The 23,701-nt window shown below is 59.3% G+C and carries 20 protein-coding genes; 7 read left to right on the top strand and 13 right to left on the bottom strand.

Going from position 1 to position 23,701, the window contains the following annotated elements:
* Positions 1–19: 19 nt before the first annotated feature.
* On the bottom strand, positions 20–409 hold the full coding sequence (locus tag QD461_RS12145; protein WP_414088003.1) for a hypothetical protein: 390 nt from the start codon (positions 407–409) through the stop codon (positions 20–22).
* 295 nt (positions 410–704) lie between these two features.
* On the opposite strand from QD461_RS12145, the gene QD461_RS12140 reads away from it, so the two are divergent.
* The gene (locus QD461_RS12140) at positions 705–863 is read left to right on the top strand and encodes a hypothetical protein (protein ID WP_414088002.1); all 159 of its coding nucleotides are present in this window, start codon (positions 705–707) and stop codon (positions 861–863) included.
* An 89-nt stretch (positions 864–952) separates the two neighbouring features.
* Here QD461_RS12140 and ampC read toward each other — a convergent pair whose 3' ends face one another.
* Positions 953–2,143, bottom strand: a complete 1,191-nt coding sequence (gene ampC, locus QD461_RS12135; RefSeq protein WP_414088132.1) for a class C beta-lactamase — start codon at positions 2,141–2,143, stop codon at positions 953–955.
* Between the two features lie 109 nt (positions 2,144–2,252).
* Entirely contained in the window at positions 2,253–3,146 is an 894-nt protein-coding gene (bla, locus tag QD461_RS12130; protein ID WP_414088001.1) for a class A beta-lactamase, read from the bottom strand.
* Between the two features lie 170 nt (positions 3,147–3,316).
* On the opposite strand from bla, the gene QD461_RS12125 reads away from it, so the two are divergent.
* Complete coding sequence (locus QD461_RS12125; RefSeq protein ID WP_414088000.1) at positions 3,317–4,195, top strand: LysR family transcriptional regulator; 879 nt, start codon at positions 3,317–3,319, stop codon at positions 4,193–4,195.
* Positions 4,196–4,298: 103 nt separating this feature from the next.
* Here QD461_RS12125 and QD461_RS12120 read toward each other — a convergent pair whose 3' ends face one another.
* On the bottom strand, positions 4,299–5,801 hold the full coding sequence (locus QD461_RS12120) for a methyl-accepting chemotaxis protein (protein ID WP_414087999.1): 1,503 nt from the start codon (positions 5,799–5,801) through the stop codon (positions 4,299–4,301).
* 341 nt (positions 5,802–6,142) lie between these two features.
* Here QD461_RS12120 and cml point away from each other — a divergent pair, with 341 nt between their 5' ends.
* Complete coding sequence (cml, locus tag QD461_RS12115) at positions 6,143–7,342, top strand: CmlA/FloR family chloramphenicol efflux MFS transporter (protein WP_414087998.1); 1,200 nt, start codon at positions 6,143–6,145, stop codon at positions 7,340–7,342.
* A gap of 119 nt (positions 7,343–7,461) precedes the next feature.
* Here the strand turns inward: cml and QD461_RS12110 are convergent, their stop codons facing one another.
* The 4 genes from QD461_RS12110 to QD461_RS12095 all read right to left on the bottom strand — a co-directional run bounded on the left by QD461_RS12110 (position 7,462) and on the right by QD461_RS12095 (position 10,603).
* Positions 7,462–8,484: an LLM class flavin-dependent oxidoreductase gene (locus tag QD461_RS12110; RefSeq protein ID WP_414087997.1), complete on the bottom strand. Its 1,023-nt coding sequence runs from the start codon at positions 8,482–8,484 to the stop codon at positions 7,462–7,464.
* 181 nt (positions 8,485–8,665) lie between these two features.
* Complete coding sequence (locus tag QD461_RS12105) at positions 8,666–9,160, bottom strand: histidine kinase (protein WP_414087996.1); 495 nt, start codon at positions 9,158–9,160, stop codon at positions 8,666–8,668.
* Between the two features lie 108 nt (positions 9,161–9,268).
* The gene (locus tag QD461_RS12100) at positions 9,269–9,790 is read right to left on the bottom strand and encodes a hypothetical protein (RefSeq protein WP_414087995.1); all 522 of its coding nucleotides are present in this window, start codon (positions 9,788–9,790) and stop codon (positions 9,269–9,271) included.
* Between the two features lie 381 nt (positions 9,791–10,171).
* Positions 10,172–10,603: an Lrp/AsnC family transcriptional regulator gene (locus QD461_RS12095; RefSeq protein ID WP_184707931.1), complete on the bottom strand. Its 432-nt coding sequence runs from the start codon at positions 10,601–10,603 to the stop codon at positions 10,172–10,174.
* A gap of 138 nt (positions 10,604–10,741) precedes the next feature.
* Between QD461_RS12095 and QD461_RS12090 the strand changes: the two genes are divergently transcribed.
* Positions 10,742–11,845: a saccharopine dehydrogenase family protein gene (locus QD461_RS12090; protein ID WP_184707934.1), complete on the top strand. Its 1,104-nt coding sequence runs from the start codon at positions 10,742–10,744 to the stop codon at positions 11,843–11,845.
* A gap of 181 nt (positions 11,846–12,026) precedes the next feature.
* Here the strand turns inward: QD461_RS12090 and QD461_RS12085 are convergent, their stop codons facing one another.
* The 4 genes from QD461_RS12085 to QD461_RS12070 all read right to left on the bottom strand — a co-directional run bounded on the left by QD461_RS12085 (position 12,027) and on the right by QD461_RS12070 (position 19,537).
* Positions 12,027–15,062, bottom strand: a complete 3,036-nt coding sequence (locus QD461_RS12085) for an FAD-binding and (Fe-S)-binding domain-containing protein (RefSeq protein WP_414087994.1) — start codon at positions 15,060–15,062, stop codon at positions 12,027–12,029.
* A 248-nt stretch (positions 15,063–15,310) separates the two neighbouring features.
* Positions 15,311–16,546 (bottom strand): pyridoxal phosphate-dependent aminotransferase, encoded by a 1,236-nt coding sequence (locus QD461_RS12080; RefSeq protein ID WP_414087993.1) that lies wholly within the window; start codon positions 16,544–16,546, stop codon positions 15,311–15,313.
* A gap of 5 nt (positions 16,547–16,551) precedes the next feature.
* Positions 16,552–18,084, bottom strand: a complete 1,533-nt coding sequence (locus tag QD461_RS12075) for an aldehyde dehydrogenase family protein (protein ID WP_414087992.1) — start codon at positions 18,082–18,084, stop codon at positions 16,552–16,554.
* A gap of 58 nt (positions 18,085–18,142) precedes the next feature.
* Entirely contained in the window at positions 18,143–19,537 is a 1,395-nt protein-coding gene (locus QD461_RS12070; protein WP_414087991.1) for a VOC family protein, read from the bottom strand.
* Between the two features lie 103 nt (positions 19,538–19,640).
* Here QD461_RS12070 and QD461_RS12065 point away from each other — a divergent pair, with 103 nt between their 5' ends.
* From QD461_RS12065 to QD461_RS12055, 3 genes are all read left to right on the top strand, one after another.
* Positions 19,641–20,573: a LysR family transcriptional regulator gene (locus tag QD461_RS12065; RefSeq protein WP_414087990.1), complete on the top strand. Its 933-nt coding sequence runs from the start codon at positions 19,641–19,643 to the stop codon at positions 20,571–20,573.
* Between the two features lie 102 nt (positions 20,574–20,675).
* Positions 20,676–21,767: an LLM class flavin-dependent oxidoreductase gene (locus tag QD461_RS12060; protein ID WP_414087989.1), complete on the top strand. Its 1,092-nt coding sequence runs from the start codon at positions 20,676–20,678 to the stop codon at positions 21,765–21,767.
* Positions 21,768–22,092: 325 nt separating this feature from the next.
* Positions 22,093–22,773 carry a hypothetical protein gene (locus QD461_RS12055; RefSeq protein ID WP_414087988.1) on the top strand — a complete coding sequence of 227 codons (681 nt, stop codon included), beginning with the start codon at positions 22,093–22,095 and terminating at the stop codon, positions 22,771–22,773.
* A gap of 115 nt (positions 22,774–22,888) precedes the next feature.
* Here QD461_RS12055 and QD461_RS12050 read toward each other — a convergent pair whose 3' ends face one another.
* Positions 22,889–23,698, bottom strand: a complete 810-nt coding sequence (locus tag QD461_RS12050; RefSeq protein ID WP_414087987.1) for a mechanosensitive ion channel family protein — start codon at positions 23,696–23,698, stop codon at positions 22,889–22,891.
* Positions 23,699–23,701: the final 3 nt, after the last annotated feature.

Genomic DNA, 23,701 nt, shown 5'->3' with positions numbered 1-23,701 from the left:
CGGTGCTGCGGCCAGGGGCTTATGATGCGATAGAGCGGCGTTCCGCCTGCCTGCCCATGGTCGTCTTGCCGACGACGCGCAGCGGGCTTTTGGACGCGATGGGAGTGATGCTGGTCGTCTTGGCCTTGGTCGCTCCGAGCCAGCGAAGAATCGCATCGAAGCCGGGTTGGGCTGCCCGCTTGAGCTCAGGGCTCATTTCGGCATCCATGCCGCAAAGCGTTGCGATTTCCTGAAAGTCCACGCGTCCGGCTCTCAGTGGAGGACGCGACTGGAAGACGATGAGCCCGATCATGAAGCCCTTGAGATTTTCAAAGCTGCGCGGCTGCAGCAGCGGCGCGAGCCTCAGATCACAGAAATCCGAGATCTTGCGTTGGAAAACATCGGAGGCAGAATTCTTCTTTACGGGCATTATTCATTCCTTGCATGCGACCTCATCCAAAGGTCGGGGTGTGGCCCGCTAAAGCACTGAGGTTAACGAAGCGCAAACAACCGACCGTTTGGCCGCTTTCAAATCTACGATGTGTCGACATTTGGCAAGGGGATAACGATCACGCTTGAGTTAGAATCCGGCGACGGTCAGCGGCTTGGGCGTGATGGGTCGGGATTTTGACATTTGCGGCGCAAGACTATGAAAAAACTGTAACTTGCCTCGCGTGTCGATGAGAGCGACATTTGCCTTGCGCCGGCTTGATGAGGTGAAAGACATGTCAGTCTTGGAAATGTTGGTAAGACGTCGCATGCAGGAAGAATATGCCAAGGGCACTTCGCCAGAGCGGATTACCCGGCTCCTGCAGGAATTTTTCAACGGGACAGAAGCCTCCAAGGCAGATGCTGCCCCGCGCAAGGCGTCCAATAGCCGATAGAAATCAACAGATGGAATAAAGCCGGCCCTTGAGGTTTTCTCGAGAGCCGGCTGTTTGGCGAATGGAGCGAGAACGAGCGCTTCTGCCCATTATGGAGCGGTGCCAGTGACCTCCAGCTTTCCGATCGCAGTCAGGATCTTATATGCCGCCTTGACGCGTTCCGGGTTCGGGTAATTCTTGTTTGCCAGCAGCACGATAGCGGTCTGCCGTGCCGGAATGAAAACCGCGTAGGCGCCGAAGCCGCCTGTCGAACCTGTCTTGTTGAGCAGGATGTCTTTTTTCTGCTGTTGCGGCGAGTTGAGAGGCTCTGTCTTTTGCGGCTCGAGCGCCATGTCGGATGAATTGCCGCCAAGCAGGCGGGCAAGCGTCGTTGGATAGGCGTAGGTCTCCCAGCCCAGAGCCTGGGTCATATTCCCCACACTATAGTGGCCGACATGGGTTTCAGCGATCGCGCGCTGCAAGGTTCCGTCTCTGAGCCGCGAACTATCCATATTGGTCTCGAGGACGCTGAGCAAATCGGAGGCCGTGGTCTTGATGCCGTAGGCCTGGGCATCAAGAGCGCCGGGGCCAACGCGCATCGGCTTGGCCTGCTTTGAATAGCCATAGGCATAATTGCGCATCTCGGTGGTCGGGACGTGAACATAGGTGTGCTTGAGCCCGAGGCCGGCAAGGATCTTGTCCTGCATCAGCGTGTCGAATGGCTCGCCCATGGCTCGCGCCGCCAGATAGCCAAATAGGCCGATGCTGGGGTTGGAATACTGCCGATAGCTGCCGGGCGCGTAGGAGGGATGCCAGTTGCGATAATAGGCGACCATCTTGTCCTGATCGGTCACCTCTTTCGGAAACTGCAGGGGCAGGCCGCCGGCGGTGTAAGTGCCGAGCTCCAGCAGGCTGATCTTGTCGAAGCTGCTTCCGGCAAGTTCAGGCATATATTTCGTCGCCTTGTCTGAGAAGGACAGCTTTCCGCTGACTTGCGCGTAGGAGGCGAGCACTGCGGTAAAAGTCTTGCTGACGGAGCCAATCTCGAAGATCGTGTCATTCGTAACTTTTTGACTGGCTTCCTTCGAGGCGACGCCGTAGTTGAACACGTAGCGTTCGCCCTTGATGCTGATCGCAAGAGCCAGACCGGGAATGTCATTTTCCTTCATGAGCGGTCGGATGGTGGCATCGACCATCTGCCGGAGGCGGTCCTGGTCGCCGGGACCTGCGGCATGAGCCACCCCGCTATAGGCAAGGCAGCAGGCGGCAACGCCGAGCGTCCGCAATGGATTGAAACGCATGTTCAAGATGATGTCCTCATTGTAGTGGTAGACGGCGCCGAGCGACGCGGCAGAGAGATGATTTGGACGGCAACTTCCCATGGCGATTGTCGCCTCCGATTTGCAGGCTTCAGATCGCCGCGGCGATACGGCCGATCTCCGCTATGACTGCGTTGCGCTCGTCCGAAGCAATTCCGGGTATCTCGCAATAGGCGGTGACGATGATGGGCGAGCGGTTCGACGGCCACAACACCGCGATGTCGTTGGCATTGCCGAACTTGTCTTCATTCGTTCCCGTCTTGTCGCCCGCCAGCCAATCCTTGGGGAGACCGGCACGCAGACGGGCGTCGCCCGTCTTTGTCATGATCAGCCATGCGGCGAGTTGCGATCGCGATGCAGGCGTCAGCACGTCGGTAAACAGAAGCCGGCGCAGGTTCTCCAGCATGGCCGCAGCCGTCGTCGTGTCGCGCTCGTCGCCCGGTGAATCGTGGTAGTTCAATTCCGGCTCGTCGCGGTCGAGATGTGTGATTTCGTCGCCGAGATTGCGGCAGAAAGCGGTCAACACCTTCGGTCCGCCAAAGCTTGCAAGCAGGAGGTTTGCCGCCGCATTGTCGCTGAGGGTGATGGTTGCTGCGCAGAGTTCGGCAACGGTCATGCCGGCATTGCCGACATTCACTTTAGTTGCCGGCGAGTTACTCACGAGATCGCTTTTCGTATAGCGAATACGCCGATCTAGCCTTTCTTCGCCCTTGTCTACCCGCGCCAACACCAGGGCTGCCAAGAGGGCCTTGAAGGTGCTGCACATCAGGATGCGCTCGTCCGCGCGGTGTTCGATGCGCCTGCCGCTTGCCAAGTCGAGAATGCTGACGCAGATGCGTCCCGGGTGCTTGCTTTCAAGCGCTGCAAGCTGCGCTTCCCCTGAAACACTGTCCGCTGCGCGTCCAATCCCGCTTATCCCGGCCAGAACAGGGAGTGCAAGCAAGCTGCCGGCAAGGCTCTGCCGGCGTGACAATAAGATCGTCATCGTGGTTCCAATTCGATTTTTGTTAAACAGAGGGCTTGCGCGTCAGGCCCCGTGGATGTCGTGGAGACCCTGCAAATCACCTTGCGACGCGGACTATGCCGCTGCTTCGTGCCCTAGACAAACGATCAATTTTGGGCTTAGGCATGAGAAAAACTTGGGCTTAGGACACAATGGACATCTCACAGCTTCCGCTGAATGCGCTTCGTGTTTTCGAAGCGTCAGCGCGACATTGCAGCTTCACGCGGGCAGGTCTGGAGCTTCGGGTCACGCAGACGGCCGTCAGCCATCAGGTCAAGGCGCTGGAGGACGTGCTGGGGGTGACGCTCTTCAAGCGTCTGCCGCGCGGCCTGGCGCTCACGGACGAGGGACACGCGTTGCTGCCGGTTCTGACCGACGCTTTTCGCCGCATGAGCGCGACGCTTAGCCAGTTGGAGGAGGGAAATTTCGCCGAGATCCTGACGGTCGGCGTCGTCGGTACTTTTGCCATCGGCTGGCTTCTCCCGAGACTTGGCGGCTTCAAGGTGCAGCATCCGCACATCGATCTGCGCCTGAAGACCAACAATAACCGGGCGGACATGGTGCTGGACGGCCTGGATTTCTTCATGCGCTTCGGCGATGGCGCATGGCACGGCACAGAAGCGATCCATTTGATGGATGCGCCGCTATCGCCGGTTTGCACGCCTGCCATGGGCGAGCGGTTGCGTATCCCCGCGGATCTTGCCGAACTTGAACTGCTGCGATCATACCGGATCGACGAATGGTCGCTTTGGTTCCGGGCAGCGGGGCTGCCGCCTCCCCACCTTCGAGGCTGGATGTTCGATTCGTCGCTGACGCTGGTAGAAGCCGCTGCACGCGGTGTTGGCGTTGCGCTGGTCCCTGTCGCGATGTTTTCGCATGACATCGAGGCCGGCAGAATCATGCAACCGTTTGGGGTCACAGCCATGACCGGAAGCTATTGGCTGACGCGATTGAAGTCGCGGACAGAAACCGCATCGATGAAGGCGTTTCGCCAGTGGGTTATCGCGGAAATCGAGGAGATGCCGGGATAGGCCGAATAGCCGAAAACGGTCCCGGACTTACGTCCGGAACCCTGAGGTGAGAGGCTCTTCAAAATGGCCCGCCGTCAAGCGCTGGCGACGGCCGTAGGCTGTCTTAGCTGGCGAGCTTCAGTCTGACGGCGCCCGTCCGCGAGCCGGAGCGCACCGTCTTGAAGCGGCCGACGAGGCCGGCAAGCTCGTTGCTGATGTCGGCAAGGTGGCGGGTCGAGGCATTGGTCTCTTCCATGAGCGCCACGTTCTGTTGCGTCATCTGATCCATGTTGCGGACAGCGGAGTTGATTTCGCTGATGCCGACGGCCTGCTCCTGCGCAGAGCGGGCGATGGCGCCGACATTGCGATCGATTGAGGCCACCTGATTGCCGATCAGCTCCAGCGCTTCGCCGGTACGGTTGACCAGATCGACGCCGCGACGGACGTCGTTCGACGAGCGGTCGATCAGGTCCTTGATCTGCTTTGCGGCGGTGGCGGAGCGCTGCGCCAGTTCGCGGACTTCCTGAGCGACGACGGCAAATCCTTTGCCCTGTTCGCCGGCTCTTGCTGCTTCCACGCCGGCATTCAGTGCCAGAAGATTGGTCTGGAAGGCAATATCGTCGATAACGGAAATGATGTCGGTCATCTTGCGCGAGGAGGTTTCGATATCGTCCATGGCCGACACCGCTTCTTGAACGACCTGTCGCGACCGCTCGGCTTCGGAAGCCGATTCCTTGACAATCGCCTGTACTTCGCGCGTCCGCTCTGCCGTCTGCTCGGAGATGGTGGTAATCTGCTCGATCGCAGCCGCGCTTTCTTCGAGCGCGGATGCCTGCTGTTCCGTGCGCCGCGCCATATTGTCGGCGGCTGACGAGATCGAGCCGGCCTCGTCGCGAACGCGCGTCACCGAGTCTTCGATGTGCCGCATCGCGGTCCCGAGGGATGTCAGCGATTCGTTATAATTGCTCTTCAGCACTTCGAACTCGGCCGATAGAGCTTCCGTGATATCCGCCGTCAGGTCGCCGTTTGCAAGGCCGTTCAGAGCAACGCCGAGTGCGTTAAGCGCGCGTTGTTGCTCCTGCTGAGCCGCCGCCCGCTCGGTTTCGGCGCGGTCGCGTTCGTCGGCCAGCACCTGGAGATAGACTGAAATGCCGAAATCCATATCGACGAGGGCTGCCTTGATGACGGCCGAGAGCCGCCGTGACAGAGCCTGCTCGTGCTTGCGCTGCAGAATGCCCTTCAACTGCTGGGCGACGACTGCTCGCACTATGCCTTCGAGGATGACGGCATAGCCGCCGATATACCACCGTGGCTCGAGCCCGAGGCGGGCATGGGTCCGGCCGACAGCAGACACGGCCTCCACATAGTCGGGGCTATATTTGCCAGATGCGATTGTCTTCCAATGCTCTTGCTGCTTGGATTTGGCATGCGTCACGTGCTGCGGAGATGAAAAGAACTTCGACATCTCGGGGTGCTTGGTAATCTTCTCGTAGAAGACATCAAGAGAACCTTTGACGGCAAGCTCGATAATCGGCTGCAGCTCCGACAGGGCCTGGCGGGCATCCTGCCCCAGTCCTACGAAGTCGAGACGATTGTCCAACTCGTTCATTTTCGATGCACGCGACATGATCTGCTCCAGTAAAGAAATTTCAAGCAGTTAGGCCACAGCCATGGTTAAGAATTCATTAGATTGACCGGTTATTTTGGCTCCTGGACCTGCGCATTTCAGCGCACCCACTGGCCTATAGCCAAGGTTGTGCATGATTGTCAGGCTTGGTTCGATCTGCTAAGGCGATCCACATCATCACCAACTATTTCGCCGCGGAGCGTTTGGCATGGGAAGCCTAAAGTCAGCAGATAGATAAGCCGCAACAGCTCATTTTGTTGTTGCGGCGTCCTGTCGATCCCATCCAAACCGAGACCGTAGGCAGTCGCCGCCCGATTATTCTTTCGAGCGGATATATTCTCATGACATATACGCGCCCTTCATGGGCCTACTCGCCGCCAGCGGCACTGCTGCTGATGGCGCCTTTCGATATCATCGCTTCCCTGGCCATGGATATCTACCTTCCCGTTGTGCCGTCGATGCCCGGCATCCTGAACACCTCGGCATCGGTCATCCAACTGACACTCAGCGGCTACATGATTGTCCTCGGCGCGGGGCAGATCATCTTCGGCCCGATTTCTGATCGTGTCGGCCGCCGTCCTGTCCTGATTCTCGGAGCGATTCTTTTCGCCGCGGCGTCTATTGGAACTGCATGCGCGTCGACCGCCGGCATCTTCGTCCTATGCCGCCTGTTGCAAGCAAGTGGTGCTTCGGCTGTGCTCGTCGCGACCTTCGCAACGGTTCGCGACGTTTATGCCGATCGTGAGGAAGGAGCTGTCATCTACAGCGCGTTCGGTGCGATTCTTTCATTCGTACCGGCACTTGGTCCGATTGCCGGGGCAGTCATTGCGGACAGGTTCGGGTGGCGCGCAATCTTCGTGCTGCTCGCGTTGCTGGCTCTGGCGGCGACGATCAATGCGACGGTCCGGTGGCACGAAACGCGGCCGTTCGCTTCCGCGAATGCGCGGCGGTCCATCTCGCCGATCTTCGCCAGTTTCGCCTTCTGGGTTTACACCTTGGCCTTCAGCGCTGTTATGGGGACCTTCTTCGTCTTCTTCTCGACCGCGCCGCGTGTTCTGATCGGCCATGCCGGCTACTCGGAGCTTGGCTTTAGCCTCGCATTCGCGACCGTTGCCGGTGTGATGATTGCGACGACGCGATTCGCCGGGATCTTCGTTGGGACGTGGGGCATCGCGGGTTGCGTGACGCGAGGCATGCTGTTGCTCCTATGCGGTGCCGCATTTCTCGCATTCGGCCAGATCTTCGGTTCGCCGTCATTCGCAAGCTTCCTGCTGCCGGTCTGGATCATGGCGGTTGGCATCGTGTTTGCGGCTTCGGTTACGGCCAATGGTGCGCTTGCTAAGTTCGGCGATATGGCCGGGTCTGCCGTCGCATTTTACTTCTGCATCCAGAGCATGATCGTAAGCACCGTGGGAACCCTATCAGTCACCATACTCGACGGTGACAGCGCTTGGCCGTTGGTGATTTATTCCACGACGATGGCCGTGCTGGTGTTGATCGCTCAGATCCTGTTGAAACGTCACGAACCGACAGCGCGATAGGTCAACAAGACGTCCCAGCGCGACGCATCTGAGAAGAAGACTGTCCGCAAAGAAATGAAGTCTTGCGGGCAGTTACGACGATTTCCTGAGAGATAAATTCGCTTCGCAGCGGCGTTGCTTCAACGCCATCCAAGAGCTGGCGCAACGTGCTTGAGGATCGACTCGATCACATGCGCATTGTATTCCACGCCCAACTGGTTGGGGACGGTCAGCAGCAAGGTGTCGGCAGCGGCAATCGCCTCATCCTTTGCCAATTCCTCGATCAGTACGTCCGGCTCGGCGGCATAGCTACGGCCGAAGACGGCCCGCGTCTTCTCGTCGATGAAGCCGACCTTGTCTGAATCCTTACCGCTGCTGCCGAAGTAGGCGCGGTCGAGATCATTGACCAGCGCGAAGATGCTGCGGCTGACCGAGACCCGCGGCTCGCGCTTATGGCCGGCCTCTTTCCATGCCTCGCGAAAGACCCTGATCTGATCTGCCTGCTGAACATGGAACGGCAGACCGGTTTCATCGTCCTTTAGGGTGGAGCTTTGCAGATTCATCCCGAGCCTTGCCGCCCAGGTAGCGGTCGCATTGGAGCTGGCCCCCCACCAGATTCGCTCCCGCAGGCCCTCCGAATGCGGTTCGAGGCGCAGCAGACCGGGCGGGTTCGGGAACATCGGCCGCGGATTGGGTTGGGCAAAGCCTTCGCCGCGCAAGATATCGAGTAGCACTTCCGCATGGCGCCGACCCATGTCGGCGTCGCTCTCACCCTCAGTCGGCTCGTAACCGAAATGCCGCCAGCCGTCGATGACCTGCTCGGGGGAGCCGCGGCTGATGCCGAGCTGCAGCCGGCCGCCGGCGATCAGGTCAGCCGAACCGGCATCTTCCGCCATGTAGAATGGGTTTTCGTAACGCATATCGATCACGGCGGTGCCGATCTCGATGCGGCTGGTCTTGGCGCCAACTGCCGCTAGCAGCGGAAACGGCGAGGCCAGCTGTCGCGCAAAGTGGTGTACGCGAAAATAGGCGCCATCCGCGCCGAGTTCTTCTGCAGCCACGGCAAGATCGATCGATTGCAGAAGCGTGTCCGCAGCCGAGCGCGTTTGTGATTGCGGCGAGGGCGTCCAGTGGCCGAATGAAAGGAATCCGATCTTCTTCATAGGCTCACTCCATAAGGTTTGGTTCGCTCGTCTCTATGTCATGCCACGATTTCGGCGCCAGATACAAGCGGAGTGGAGGTATCCCGCCCCAGGGGCTTCAAAGAAAAGGGGCCGCCATCGGGCGGGCCTGCAAGGTTGTGGACGCGGAGGCTGCGGCATAGCAGCCTCCGGCCGAAAGTCATTATTTCGCCGGCGTGATGGAGCCGACGATGTCGAGCACTTCTTGCTTGTGCTTGTCCTGGTTCTCCTTGGAGCCCCAGTAGGTCAGGATGAGAAGCTTGTTCGGTGCCGGAGAAAGAAGGCCGAGAGTGATGTTGACGTCGCCATCGCTATCGGTGCCCTGCCAGTTCAGGAGCGAGAGCTTCATGCCGTTGACTTCGTTGCTGTCGTCGTCCTTGCGGGTGCTGGCGTCGACCTTGACACCGTTCTTGGCGAGGAAATTGACGGCATCGTCAATTACCTTATCAACGTTATCGCCGGTGGCGACATCGAGAGAAAAGTAGATGGCGGAGTCCGGCGAACTCGAGTCGATGCCGGTTTCCGTCTCCTGCGGCTTCCAGCTGTCTGGGATGGTCACGCGGGCGACCGGTGCATCACTCGGGAAGGCGATTGACTTGGCATTTGCAAGCATCGGGAATGCCGCCAGCGCAGCGGCGAGAAATACTATCTTCTTCATTGGGTTTCCAGTTCGTCGGTGGGTTGCAGTGGCGGGTTGATCCCGTTGGGTGACGGGTATGTGTTATCGTCGGCCGCCATCATGGCGACGAAAGAGTGGTCGCCGACGTCAGCCGCCGGAGGCGAGCTCGAAGTCCTCATCGAAGGACGAAGTCTTGCCCGAGGTCATGTCGTGAAGCGTGTAATGAAGCTTGTATTTTCCGGCGGATAGACCATCCACGGTCAAGGTCATGTCGAACTTGAACTCCATGTTTTGCTTGTGGCTGACAAGGTGCGTATCCATGTAGCCCTGCTTGCTCCAAAGGACCTCGCCGCTTGCATCGACGATGTCTAGATCGGCCATCAAATGCATTTCATAGAGGTCGTCTGGAAGCTGTTTCCAACCATAGCCGATCGGCTCACCATAGGTGATGATCGGCTCGCCGGGTTTGAAGACATTCGAGCCGCGCGCCTTGTAGACGCCGTAGCCATTCGAGGACTCGGAGACAAAGGTCACGTTTTGCTGTGAAAACGGAACCTTGCCCCAGGCTTCGATGGTCGCCTTTTGTGCTGCAGCCAGATCGGCAAGAGGCTCGGCATGGGCCGCGGTCGCAAGAGAGGTCGCTAGTATCAGTCCAAGGGCGCGTCGCATGGTGCTCTTCGATCCATTTAGCCGGTCGTTGATGAAGGAGATGCTGCAAGGATGAGTAGATAACACGACTCGTCGAGCACGACGGTCGTATCATCAGGCCGCCTGCTTAGTTTGCCAGGGCGGAGCGAGATTTCGGCATTGGAATTAAGCCCTTACGAAAAAGATAGGATGTATTTCTTCTAAGTCTTTCGATAGGCGAGAGCCACAAATATTGCCTGGCATGACAGGTCCATTTTTGGGTCGAAACGTCGGCTTCGGGGTGAGGAATTTTATCCGGGACCCACGAAGCGCCGTTGACGCAGAAGTGCGAACATCCTCAGGCCTCGCTCTGCCCGATTTCGGCACCATGGATGGCCCTCCTAGACAGAACGGGGTCGCCGTTCAGCGTGCGATTCGCGTCGAGAGAATGATCGACGACAAAGTTCGCTCGACGCCGTCGATCTTGCCGATTTCATCGATCAACTGATCCAGCTCGGAAATCGACGGCGCAGCGACGATCGCGATGAGGTCGAAAGAGCCGCTGACGGAATGAAGCGTCGTCACGGCATGAATCGCATCAAGCGAAGCCGTCACGGCAGACAGCGCTTTCGGCGCAATGGTAATCAGCACATGCGCTCGAATAAGGCCGGAAAGATAGGCCTCCGAAAGCCGCACGCCGTATCCGGCGATCACGCCTTCGCGCTCCAGCCGCTCAAGCCGTGCCTGGACCGTTGTCCGCGAAAGTGAGAGTTTCTTGGCCAATGTCGCCACCGGCATACGGGCATTTTCGCCCAACAATGCCAACAACTCGCGGTCTTTACCCGTTACCTGCATGGTTGTCTCTGCACTTTGCGAAACATGATCGTCATATTGCGTAAATTTATACAACGAAATGCGTTTTTTGTCGCTATGAATCGTTCAGCTGCTGCCTACACTTATAAAAATCTTATTCATGAAACGCAGGGGAATAATATGAAAGACATAGTGGTCATCGGCGCAGGCAAAATCGGCGGCGCGATTGCTTTGATGCTCGCTGAGACCGGCGATTACAAGGTCGTCGTCACCGATCGCAGCCCCGAGCAGCTTGCCAAGATCGACCGCCACGCCGCGATTTCCACGGCGGCTGTCGACATTGCCGACCGCGCGGCGCTCGTGAACGTTTTGACCGGCAAGTTTGCCGTCCTGTCTGCCGCTCCCTTCCATCTGACCGGCTTGGTCGCTGAAGCCGCCGTCGAAGCCGGCGTTCACTACCTCGATCTCACCGAAGACGTCGCGACGACGAAGAAGGTGGAAGAACTGGCTCAAAACGCGAAGACTGCATTCATTCCGCAGTGCGGCCTGGCACCGGGCTTCATTTCCATCGTTGCCAATGATCTCGCCAAGCGTTTCGACAGCCTCGATAGCGTGCGCATGCGCGTCGGCGCCCTGCCGCAGTATCCCTCCAACGCTTTGAACTATAACCTGACCTGGAGCACGGACGGCCTGATCAACGAATATATCGAGCCGTGCGAAGCGATCGTCGAAGGCAAGTTCGTCACCGTTCCGGCCATGGAAGAGCGTGAAGAATTCTCCCTCGACGGCGTCACCTACGAGGCTTTCAACACCTCCGGCGGTCTCGGCACGCTTGCCAAGACGCTTGAGGGCCGCGTTCGCACGATGAACTACCGCACGATCCGCTACCCCGGCCATCAGGCGATCATCAAGGCGTTGCTCAACGACCTCAACCTCAAGAACCGCCGCGATGTTCTGAAGGATCTGTTTGAGAACGCGCTGCCGGCCACCATGCAGGACGTCGTCGTTATTTTCGTTACGGTCTGCGGCTGGCGCGATGGTCGCTACATGCAGGAAACCTATGCCAACAAAGTCTATTCGGGCATTGTTGCCGGCAAGAAGATGAGCGCCATCCAGATCACCACGGCTGCCGGCATCACGACTGTGCTCGACCTGCTTGCCAACGGCAAGCTTTCCGCCAAGGGCTTTGTTTGCCAGGAAGAAATCGATCTGGGCGACTTCCTCAACAACCGCTTCGGTCAGGTCTACAGCCTGGAAAAGATCAAGATGAGAGAAGCAGTCTGAGCTAAGGCTTGCTTTCAGAATTTGCAGTGTGGCGCCTTGGGGCGCCACATTTGTTTTGAGGCAGGCTTGCTACTCTCGCGGGGAGATAAGCGCAAGAAAGGCCGCGCCCTTACGCGGCGCGATGCGGAGTGGGCCGTAAGGCCGAAGTGGTGGAGCAGCTTGCGTGGCGTTGCGGCCGGCTTCAGCCGACCAAACTGTTCAGGATCTCGATGGGGTGCGGAGTGGTGCGGCGCTCCATTTTTGCCGCCTGAGAGCGGCAGGAAAAGCCCGTCGCCATGACCACGTCCTGATCGCTGGTCTCGGCGATCTTGCCCTGCCAGCTCATGGCGTAAAGCTTTTCGGATATGGCGCGATTGCGCACCTCATGGCCGAAAGTGCCTGCCATGCCGCAGCAGCCGACGTCGGCAATATCCAGCTTGATGCCCAGTCTTTCGAACAGTACCGACCATTGCTTGAGGGCGGCTGGTGCGTTTGTCCGTTCGGTACAATGAGGCAGCAGCGTGAAGTGCTTATCGGGTGAGGTCTGCTGTTGTGGCAATTGGTCGAGATTTGCGGCAAGCCATTCCTGAAGCAGCAGTACCGGCCGCTGCAATTTCGCGACGGGCAAGGCGGCATATTCGCTGCGATAGGTCAGCGTCATCGATGGGTCAATGCCAACGAGCGGGATGTCCGTTTGCGAAATGCGGTCGAGGTATTCACGCGATTTCGCAGCCTCCTTCTCGAAGCGACCGAGATAGCCATGCACATGCAGCGCCTTGCCATTTCGTTGCGAGGCGGCAAGCCACGGTTTGGCACCCATCTTCAGCATGAGCTTGAGAGCGGCGATGACGACGGCCGGATCAAAATGGGTGGAGAAGATGTCGGCGACGATGACAATCGTGCGGTCACGCTCTTGCGGCGATAGCTTCGCCAGCCGTTCCGGCGTAGCAACCTGAACACCCAGCCGTGCGGCCTCCCGTTCAAGCGAAATCGCGGGCATGGTCGGAAGCGCGGTAAGGCCGGCAATCCGCATCAAGGCCTGACCGGCACTGGATCCGGTCAGCAGATTATAGGCGGGCTTGATGCGCGCCATCAGCGGCAGGGTCGTTTCGATCGCAGCGACGATGGGATCCTTCAATGGCCGCAGATAGCGGCCGTAATAGAGCTCCAGAAACTTTGATCGAAAGGCGGGTACGCTGACTTTGACGGGACATTGACCTGCGCAGGCCTTGCAGGCGAGGCAGGTATCCATCGCTGCCCGCACCTCATGAGAGAAATCGTCCTTGTTGGCCGGATTGACCGAGTTGATCACCCGCCGGAAAAGACTGGCGAGGCCGTTTGAGCGGCGCTGGGCCTCCACTTCGCGTCGTGGGTCGACGCGTCGTTCTGCAAGCAGGCGCAGCCACTCGCGCATCAGCGCTGCGCGCCCCTTCGGCGAGTAGCGCTTGTCGCCCGTCGCCTTGAAGGATGGGCACATGGGGCTTGCGGCGTCGAAATCGAAGCAGGCGCCGTTGCCGTTGCAATAGGCGGCATTGTCGAACGCGGCGCGGATATCGTTGCCGATGATACGATCGAGATCGCCCCGCAACGGCACCTCATCGATCTTGAGGAGCGGCTTCGACGAACCCGAAGCGATCTTGCCCGGATTGAGCCGGTCGCCGGGGTCGAAGGAACGCTTGATCTCCTGCAGGCTGGGATAGAGCTCGCCGAAATAGTCGGGAACATATTCCGAGCGCACGCCCTTGCCATGCTCGCCCCAAAGTACGCCACCATATTTGCGGGTTAGGGCGACGACGCCGTCGCTGATCTTGCGAACGAGCGGCTGATGATCGTCACGCGTGAGGTCGAGGGCCGGCCGCACATGCAGCACACCGGCATCCACATGACCGAACATGCCGTAATCCAGGCCTTCTGCATCGAGAAGGGCGCGAAACTCGCGGATATAGGCCGCAAGGTGTTCCGGCGGGACGGCCGTATCCTCAACGAAGGGCACGGGTCTGACCGGCCCTTCGACATTGCCGAGCAGACCGACTGCGCGCTTGCGCATCGACCAAATCGCCTCGATCTCTGACCGCTCCCGAGCGATGGTGTAGCCCTTGTGGCGCGCCGGCGGGCCGGCATCGAGAACCGTCGTCACCTCTTCGAGTTTGCGCTCCAGCTCTTCGCGATCGTCGGCCAGAACCTCGACGATGTTGATACCGTTGGCAGAGCCTGAGGTGTCCTCCGGAAAGAAGCGGGCGATGCCGGTCCAGACGATGTCGCCCTTGGCAAGACCAAGCACTTTCTCGTCAACTGTCTCGACCGAGGCGACCTTCATGGCCACCAGCAACCGCGCATCCTCGAGCGCCGTGTTGAAGGCATCGTAGCGAATATTGATGAGCGCGGCCTGCGCCGGCAGCGGCAGAATATTGAGCTCTGCCTCGGCAATCATGGCAAGCGTGCCTTCAGAGCCGCAAAGGACCGCATTGAGGTCGAACCGGCCATCCTTCCGTCTTAGATGGGCGAGATCATAGCCGGTCATATATCGGTTGAGCTTGGGGAAGGTCGCCTCGATCAAATCGCGTTTGTCGCGCGCGATCGCATCGGCGACCGTGTAGATCTCTCCAACGCGATCCGGTCGCGTCTTAACCTCTTCGAGAGTGCCGCTGTCGAGCGGGCGCGACCACCAGTCGCTGCCATCCGAGAGCACGACGCGAAGGCCGAGAACGTGGTTGCTCGTCTTGCCGTAAAGGCAGGACCCCTGGCCGCAGGCATCCGTGGAGATCATGCCGCCGATGGTGGCGCGGTTGGAGGTAGAAAGCTCTGGCGCAAAGAACATGCCATGGGGCTTGAGCGCCTTGTTCAGCTGGTCCTTGACGACGCCTGCTTCGACGCGGGCGATCCGCCGCACTGGATCGATCTCCAGAATGCGGTTCATGTGCCTGGAGCAATCGACCACGACGCCCGAGGTTAGCGATTGGCCGTTGGTTCCGGTACCGCCACCGCGGGGTGCAATTGTGATGTCGGAAAAGGCCGGTTCCGACATGGCCGTTGCAATGATCTTCAGATCATCGGCGCCCTTAGGATAGAGAATGGCCGCCGGTTTGAGCTGATAGATAGAGTTGTCGGTCGAAGCGACCGTCCTTGCGCCTTCATCCATCTCCACGTCGCCGCGAAAGCCGAGTGCCGTCAGCCGACGCGCGAAGGCACCGATCTGCTGTTGCAAACTATCTTTCGCCGAAACAAGGCGTGGTATCATGACGTGAAGGCTTCCGGCTTTTTATTCGATGAGTCGAGCATTTCCGCTTTTAAACAGAATTACGGAAATGCTCTATCTCTTTGTTTTCACGCAATTCCAAGCGTATGGCGGATTTGCGTTCCTGCTGGAGTTGCCATAGGGCATGATGCCGAAAAGTGTAGGCAGTTTTCGGACCACATCATGCTCTACTTCTTTGATTCTAGAGCGGATTGAGATTTCAGGTCGAGGAGACCTGAAATCATCCGGCTCTAGCGCCGGATAGCCGCACAGGCCTTTTCGATCCGATCAAGGGCTTCGACGAGATCCGCTTCCGATGTCGCATAGGAAATGCGGAAGTAGGGTGACAAGCCGAAGGCCGAGCCTGGCACGACGGCGACATGCGCTTCGTCAAGCAGATAGGCGCAGAAGTCCGCATCCGTTGCTATGGTCTTGCCCGATGGAGTCGTCGTGCCGAGAACGCCTGCACAGCCCGAGAACGTATAGAAAGCGCCTTCCGGCACGAGGCAATCCAGGCCTTCGATGGCATTCAGGCGGCCAACGACAAGGTCACGACGCTTCTGGAAGCTTGCCGTGCGTTCCTGAAGGAAGTCCTGCGGGCCATTCAGCGCCGCGATGGCAGCTGCCTGGCTAACCGAGCAGGGGCAGGACGTTGCCTGGCTCTGGATGACGGCCATCGCCTTGATCAACGCCTTAGGTCCGCCGGCATAGCCGATGCGCCAGCCGGTCATCGCATAGGCCTTGGAGACGCCGTTGACGGTCAGCGCGCGGCTCTTGAGGCGCGGCTCGATCGCGACTGGTGTCGTGAAACGGAAGCCGTCATAGACGATGTGCTCATACATGTCGTCGACCATCAGCCAGACATGCGGATGCCGCAGCATGACGTCAATCAATGGCCGGTAATCGGCTTCCGAATAGGCCGCACCCGATGGGTTGGACGGCGAGTTCAGCAGCAGCCAGCGCGTCTTCGGGGTAATGGCCTTCTCAAGCTGTTCCGCCTTGAGGCGGAAGCCGGCCGCAGCATCGCATGGGATCAGCACGGGCACGCCGCCGCAGATCTCGACGATGTCGGAATAGGACGTCCAGTACGGTGTTGGGATGATAACCTCGTCACCCGGATTGATCGATGCCATGAAGGCGTTGAACAGGATTTGCTTTGCGCCGGCTGCGACCGTAATCTCGTCGACTGCGTAGTCGATGCCGTTCTCGCGCAGGAACTTTCCGGCTATCGCCTTCTTGAGCTCCGGCGAGCCGTCAAGCGCGGTGTATTTCGTCTCGCCGCGGTCGATGGCGGCCTTTGCGGCCTCCTTGACGTTGTCAGGCGTATCGAAGTCCGGCTCGCCCGCACCCAGGATGATGACGGGAAGGCCTTCGCGCTTCATCGCATTGGCGCGCGCGCCGATCTGCAGAATTGTCGACACGCCGATTGAGGCGATCCGCGAAGCGGGCTGAAAGCCCGCTTCTTCTATGGTGGTGGCGATCGTCATGGAGCTTACTCGATGTCGAAGGAAACGCCCTGTGCCAGCGGCAGGGCCTTGGAGTAGTTGACGGTGTTGGTCGCCCGGCGCATGTAGGCTCTCCAGGCGTCCGAGCCGGATTCACGGCCGCCGCCGGTTTCCTTTTCGCCGCCGAATGCACCGCCGATTTCAGCACCAGACGTGCCGATGTTGACGTTGGCGATACCGCAATCGGAACCATCGGCCGCGAGGAAGCGTTCGGATTCCTGCATGTCGCGGGTAAAGATCGACGAGGACAGGCCAGCGGCTACCGCATTGTGGTCTTCGAGGACGGCATCGAAATCGTCATAGGGCATGACGTAGAGGATGGGCGCGAAGGTCTCTTCGAAGACCGGGCCAGCCTGCTTCGACATTTCCACAAGCGCCGGCTTGACGTAGAAGCCATCGGAATGGCCGACATCGACACGTTCGCCGCCGGTCACAGAGCCGCCATGCGACTTTGCTTCCGCAATTGCCTTCTGCATGCCGTCGAATGCCGCCTTGTCGATCAGCGGGCCGACGAGCGCGGAAGACTGCAGGGGGTCGCCGACAGAGACGCTCTGGTAGGCCTTCTTCAGGCGCGGCACGAGCTGATCGTAGACACTCTTGTGAACGAAGAGGCGACGCAGCGTCGTGCAACGCTGGCCGGCTGTACCCATGGCGCCGAAAGCGATGGCGCGCAGTGCCATGTCCAGATCGGCAGACGGGCAGACGATGCCGGCATTGTTGCCGCCCAGTTCGAGGATGGCGCGTGCGAAGCGCTTGGCAAGACGCGGTCCGACATCGCGGCCCATGCGGGTCGAGCCGGTTGCCGAAACGAGCGGCACCTTGGGGTGATCGACCAGAACTTCGCCGACGGCGCGGTCGCCGATCAGCAGCTGCGACAGGCCTTCTGGAGCATCGCCGAAACGGGCGAGGGCGCGGTCGAGAATTGCCTGCGAGGCGAGAGCCGTCAGCGGCGTCTTTTCAGAGGGCTTCCAGACGATCGAGTCGCCGCAGATCAGGGCCAATGCCGCATTCCAAGACCAGACGGCGACCGGGAAGTTGAAGGCCGAGATGATGCCCACAACGCCGAGCGGATGCCAGGTTTCCATCATGCGATGGCCTGGACGTTCGGTGGCGATCGTCAAACCGTAGAGCTGGCGGGAGAGGCCGACGGCGAAATCGCAGATGTCGATCATTTCCTGCACTTCGCCGAGGCCTTCGGAACGGATCTTGCCGGCTTCGATCGAGACGAGGCGGCCGAGATCGTCCTTGGCGGCGCGCAGCTCTTCGCCGAGCAGGCGAACCAGCTCGCCGCGCTTCGGTGCCGGTACCAGGCGCCAAGCGCGGTATGCCGCATCGGCCTTCTCGATACGCTCAGCCGCTTCAGCCGCCGAAACGGTCTTGAGGTTGCCGATCTTCTCGCCGGTGACCGGAGAATAGGACGGCATGTCGCCTTGCGTGTAAAGCGCCTTATCGACGCCGAGCTTTTCGAGGATGGCGGCCGCTTCGGCTGCGACGGAAATGTTCTTTGCTGCGATGTTCATCTTATCAAACTCCACTTGTCTTGATCCAGGCTGCGAGCGGCACTTCCGCCTCATCGCATCACTCGGCTGCGTCTTGTTTGGACAACGCCTGCAGGCAGGCGTCGATCGATGCCTGCTCGATGCCGGCATAATGGTCGAATTCGTTCAGCACCTTCATACCGAGATCGGTTTCGAAGCGCTTCTGGTTCGGGCTTGCGACAAACTCCTGCTGCGCGCCGTCACCGAGGTTGGACTGGAAGATACCAGCGGCGCTGACGGGAAGGAAGTCTTCGTACACGATCGGATCGAACTGAACGAGGCCCTGATTGATCAGTGTTTCGATATCGCCGCGAGTGGTTGCGGCCGCCTTGCCCTTGGCCGTCAGCGAATAGGCAAAATAACCCAGGCCCTGGGCGCGGATAGCCGACCAGTCGTCGGGGAATTCGGCGAAGCTCTGAGCGAGCGCGGCTTCATAATCGCGCGCGTTCGATCCATCGGCCGCCGGACGCACGATCTTGCGCGAGGCATCGAGCAGCTGATCATAGAGCGCACGACCCTTGGGCGTCAGCGCGATGCCTCGCTGTTCGATTTCGCCGAAGCGCGCAGTATGCGAGCCGGTTTCCCACGCGCCGTCGGCATTGCGGAAAGATACCGGTTCTTCCAGCGCCTTGAATGACGTCTGACGCAGCAGAATAGGGCAGGCGCGGGTCGGCGGTCCCTCGACGACGGCCTTGGGTGCGATGCCGTATTCGGGCATTAGCGACTGGACCTGATCGATGTCGAGGGTGCGCGGCGTCAGATGGTTGATGTGCGGCCCCTTGAACGACACGACATCGGCGATCAGACGATGCGCGTCATGGAGACGATGATACATGGCAGCGTCGACATTTGCTTCATCGTGCCAGCGGAAAGTCTCAAGCACTTCGCTGACGAAGCGCTGAGCATCCTCTTTGCCGAGACCGCCATCGTGCTCGGCCTTTTCGGTGAGTTCGACAGCGCCCTTGGTGAAGATCTGACGCTTCGAGAGAATCTGCGCAGATGCCTCGCGCAGCTCTTCGTCAGCGATCAGGTCAAGGCGCAACAGCGAGGTGAAGACGCGGAAGGGATTGCGCTTCAATTCGGCATCGCCGATCGGGCGGAAGGCCGTGGAGTGCACCGGCACGCCTGCCGTCGAGAGATCGTAGTAGCCGACCGGATACATGCCCATGACGGCGAAGACGCGCGCCATCATGGCAAGCTCGGCTGCCGTCCCGAGCCGAATCGCGCCATGTCGCTCTTCGGAGATGCGATCGAGATAGTCGGTCGCCTGCAAGCGCTCTTTCAACTTGGGCTGCGCGGCCAGCGTCTCGTCGTTGACGCGGCCGACCAGCTCCATGAGCGTGCCATAGGCGGGTACTTCTTCGCGGTACATGGCGGACATAGCGGCCGAAAAGGCACTGCGTATATCGCTGGTCGAGATGTGGTCGGACTTCATGGTAATCTCTTCCTGAAAGGCTACATCATTCCTATCACGCAGAATATATCTTGCTGACGAGTAGGTCTTGTGAGAGAAAATCCTAACTTGATGCTGAAATGGAATGACCATGCGTCGACGCCTTATCCCCGACATCGTCAATCTTCAGGCGTTTGAGTGCGCAGCGCGCCATCAGAATTTTTCGCGCGCCGCCGAGGAACTCAATCTTACGCAAAGTGCCGTCAGCCGTCAGATCAGCGAACTGGAGCAGCAGACCGGCTTGAAGCTCTTCGAGCGCGTGAGACAGCGCGTCGTACTTTCGGAAGCCGGACTTCGGCTGTTGCCGGAGGTCAAGGATCTGCTGCTGCGTTCGGAGCGGTTGATGATTGGCGCCGTTGCAGCGGGCCAGATGAAGCTGTCACTGAAAGTGGCGACTTTGCCGACCTTCGGCACTCGCTGGCTGGTGCCGCGCCTCGGCAGATTTCTCGAAGAACATCGTGACGTCGCCGTTACCGTGGAATCGCGCTCCAAGCCTTTCAATTTCGACGAGGATAATTTTGATCTGGCCATTCATTACGGCCTGCCGGCCTGGGCCGGTGCAGTTGCGACTTTTCTTTGCAGCGAGACGGTCTTGCCTGTTGCCAGTCGGGCGCTTGCCGCGCGGCTGGATCTGCGTTCGCCGGTGGAGCTGGCCGATGCTCCGCTGCTTCATCTGACGACCCGCCCGAAGCTCTGGGCTCAGTGGTTCGATTTGCAGGATTTGCCGAGCGAGAATGCTTACCCCGGCGCGCGCTTCGACCAGTTTTCCATGATCATCTCCGCCGCCATAGCCGGGTTGGGCGTGGCGCTCCTCCCCACCTACCTGATCGAGGAGGAGCTGAGATCAGGCATTCTCCTGCCGTTGTTCGATCTGCCGATGCCGACGGAGAACAGCTATTATATCGTCATGCCGGAGAAGAAGCAGACGAACGAAACGGCGACATTGTTTCAGAACTGGCTTTTAAACGAGGTCCCGCCTCGATTGCAGTCAACGACCGAGTTGATTGATAAACTTTAAGCTTGAAATTCTTTCTCGCGAGCGTCACACATTGCTCTATTGTGCTGCTGCATCTCCAGTGCGGGACAGGTGCAAGGTAAACTCGGGGAGGAGCAAGCCATCATGAAGACGCATCCGTTAAAGGGTCCGAACCGGTTGAAGCTCGGCGTTTTTTCCGCCAATGCGGATGGTGGGCTGGCGATCACCGATGTGCCCGAGCGCTGGACGGCAGGATGGCAGGACAACCTGACGGCGGCACAGATCGCCGACCGCGCCGGTCTCGAATTTTTCCTGCCGATCGCCCGCTGGCGCGGCTTTGGCGGCAAGAACCGAGTGCGGGAATGGTCGTTCGAGACCTTCACCTGGGCCGCAGCCCTTTCTGCGGCGACCGATCGCATCGGTCTGTTCATGACGGTACATGTGCCGCTTGTTCATCCGCTCTATGCAGCCAAGTCTCTCGCCACGGTCGATCACATCAGCCAGGGACGCGCCGGGCTTAATATCGTCTGCGGCTGGAATCCGAAGGAATTCGGCATGTTCGGCGTGCCGCTGGTGGAGAAGGGTTATGACCAGGCGGCGGAATGGCTCGAGATCGTCGAGAAACTATACGCCTCCGATGAACCGCTCGACTATGCCGGAACCTATTACAATTTGAAGGAAGCCGTCAGCCGGCCGGCGAGCCTGCAGGCGCCGCGCCCGGTGACGATGAATGCGGCCTTCGGTGGCCCCGGCCGCGACTTCGCTGCGGGCCATTGCGACTACCTCTTCACGACCTTTACGGAGATCACCGAGGCTGGAAAGCATGTCGTTGACATAGGTGAGCGGGCGGAAAGGAACGGCAGGAAGGTCGGAGTTTACACGGTATGCCATGTCGTCTGCCGCGAGACACAGGCGGAAGCCAAGGATTATTACACCCGCTATGCCGTTACCATGGCGGATCATGCCGCTGTCGACCAGCATATGGCGGGCAAGAAGGAATTCTCCCAGTCCCACGACCACGACGCTTATGATCGCTATCGGCAACGCTTTGCCGGCGGGGCGGGAAGCTACCCGTTGATCGGCACGCCTGAGCACATTGCCGATGAAATGATCGCGATTGCGGAGCAAGGCTATTCGGGCATTGCCCTCTCATTCGTCAACTATACGCAGGAACTTCCATATTTCTGCGATCGGGTGCTGCCGCTTCTGAAAAAGGCCGGCCTCCGGGTCGCCTAACTTGCCGGCTGCAGGGAACCGTCCATCGCTGCCTTAGTGTCCCGCTCGGCGCTAGCCCGGGCTCAATGTCCGTTGCAACGAAAACCTGAGCCAAGGGGTTTACAAGCGCTGCGGTGGATGGGATGCTTGTACGTCAAGATGCCGCCTGATTTGCGGTGGCTATGGTCTTCACGCGGATGTCTGATTGGCTCCGAGGCACTCTGACTTTGAGCGCCTAACCAAACAAATCACTCCGAGGCCTGATGCGGCGCTAGCTGCATATATGGCTGTTGTCTCGATACGCCCCGATAATCACTGTGCTGGGCGAAAACAAATGGGTCTATGAATGGCTTCTGCTGCAAAGCACGCCTTGCTCGGCGTTCTTGCAACTGTGCTTTCGCTGTCGCAAGCTGCAAGTGCCGGCGCCAACACCAGTCTTAGTCCCGGTGACTTGATGATCTGGTCGCCGGTGAAGGTTGCGCCCCGCACCTATAAGACCACGGTCGGTTTTCGATTGCCCATGGCTTGGGATGTAAGCGCGGGTGTCGACCTGGGTCTTGCGGGGGCGATAAATGGAACGATCCCTCGCGACAGCAGGCTTGCAACCTTCTGGTGGATGGCGGTCGACCATCCGGGGCGTTTTTCGAACTCACCGATGCGTGAAATGGCGCTCCGTGTTGATACGCTCAATGGCGCGGGATCGCTGTGTTTTGGTCGCACACATAGCTGGATTGCCTCTGAGGATCTCGATATGCGCTCCTCCCGGTCCTTGAGCCTGAATTATGCGGGCGGGCAAAACGAACCGACCTTGATTACCGCGTCGCAGGCCGTAACCGTTGCGGTTCCCTGGACTGGAACGTCCATATCTGCGAGCGGCAACCTCAAACAGGTCGGTAACATCTTCTCGAGCGCAGTCTCATTCCACCAGCCGATTACTCCACACCTCAACTTCTCCGCTTCCTTCGCCGATCCGCAGAAGCTCACTCCGTCAGGCAATCTTCGCTTGGATTATCGCGTGCGATGGTAGCGGATGCGTAGTGCCATCTAGGTGCAGGCCGGATAGGTGCTCTGCTCAGGTTCTTGATGTTTCGCCTGTCGTCGTCGCAAAACCGCGCAACGCTTTGCGCCACGCGCGCCAGCCGCTACTTGAGTGCGACATTGGCGGCGGCCAGCTGCGCCAGCAGCTTCGAGATGATGTCCTGGCGGGTAGGCGTCCAGGCCGAAGTGATCGTCCAATAGTCGATCTTCAGCGTAGTCTGGCCAGCGGACAGATCGTCGATATAAACGACAGGCGAGGGGGTGGTCTGGACACGTTGATCGGATTTGACCACGTCGAGAATGATTTTGCGCGCGAGTTCGATATCGGAGCCGCCGGCAAGGATGACCGAAAGCTCCTGGCGGCGGTCTGGCTCGCGGCTGTGATTGACGATCGGCGTGTTCCAAAGGGTAGAATTCGGCGCCATCAGATAGAGGCCGTCCGCGGTTCTCATTTCCGTTGCGAAAAGACCGATATCCTTGATGAAGCCTTTGACGTTCGTCGTCTCAATATATTCGCCAACCCGAAACGGCCGCAGGATCAGCAACATTATGCCGGCGGCGATATTCTGAAGCGTTCCTTGGAGCGCGAGGCCGATGGCGAGGCCTGCGGCGCCAAGTGCGGCGATGATAGAAGCGGTCTGAACGCCGAACTGCCCGAGAACGGTGATGAACACCAGGATCAGCAGGCTATAGTGCAGGAGGTTCTGGAAGAAGCTCGCCAGCGTTTCGTCGATGCCGCGGATACGCGAGATGACACGGTAGGATGCTCGACTGACAACGCCTGCAAGAATCCAGCCGGCAATCAGCAGGATGAAAGCGCCGAGGATCGAGAAGCCATATTGAACCGCAAGCGCGGAGGCCTGATCCAGGGCCGTCCGGGTGGCAATGACGACGCCCGTCGCTTGATCTTCCATGTA

The sequence above is a fragment of the Rhizobium sp. BR 314 genome, from assembly GCF_047445805.1.
In the GTDB taxonomy this organism is placed as follows: Bacteria; Pseudomonadota; Alphaproteobacteria; order Rhizobiales; family Rhizobiaceae; genus Rhizobium; species Rhizobium lusitanum_B.
This window is presented reverse-complemented; position numbering and strand designations above follow the sequence as displayed.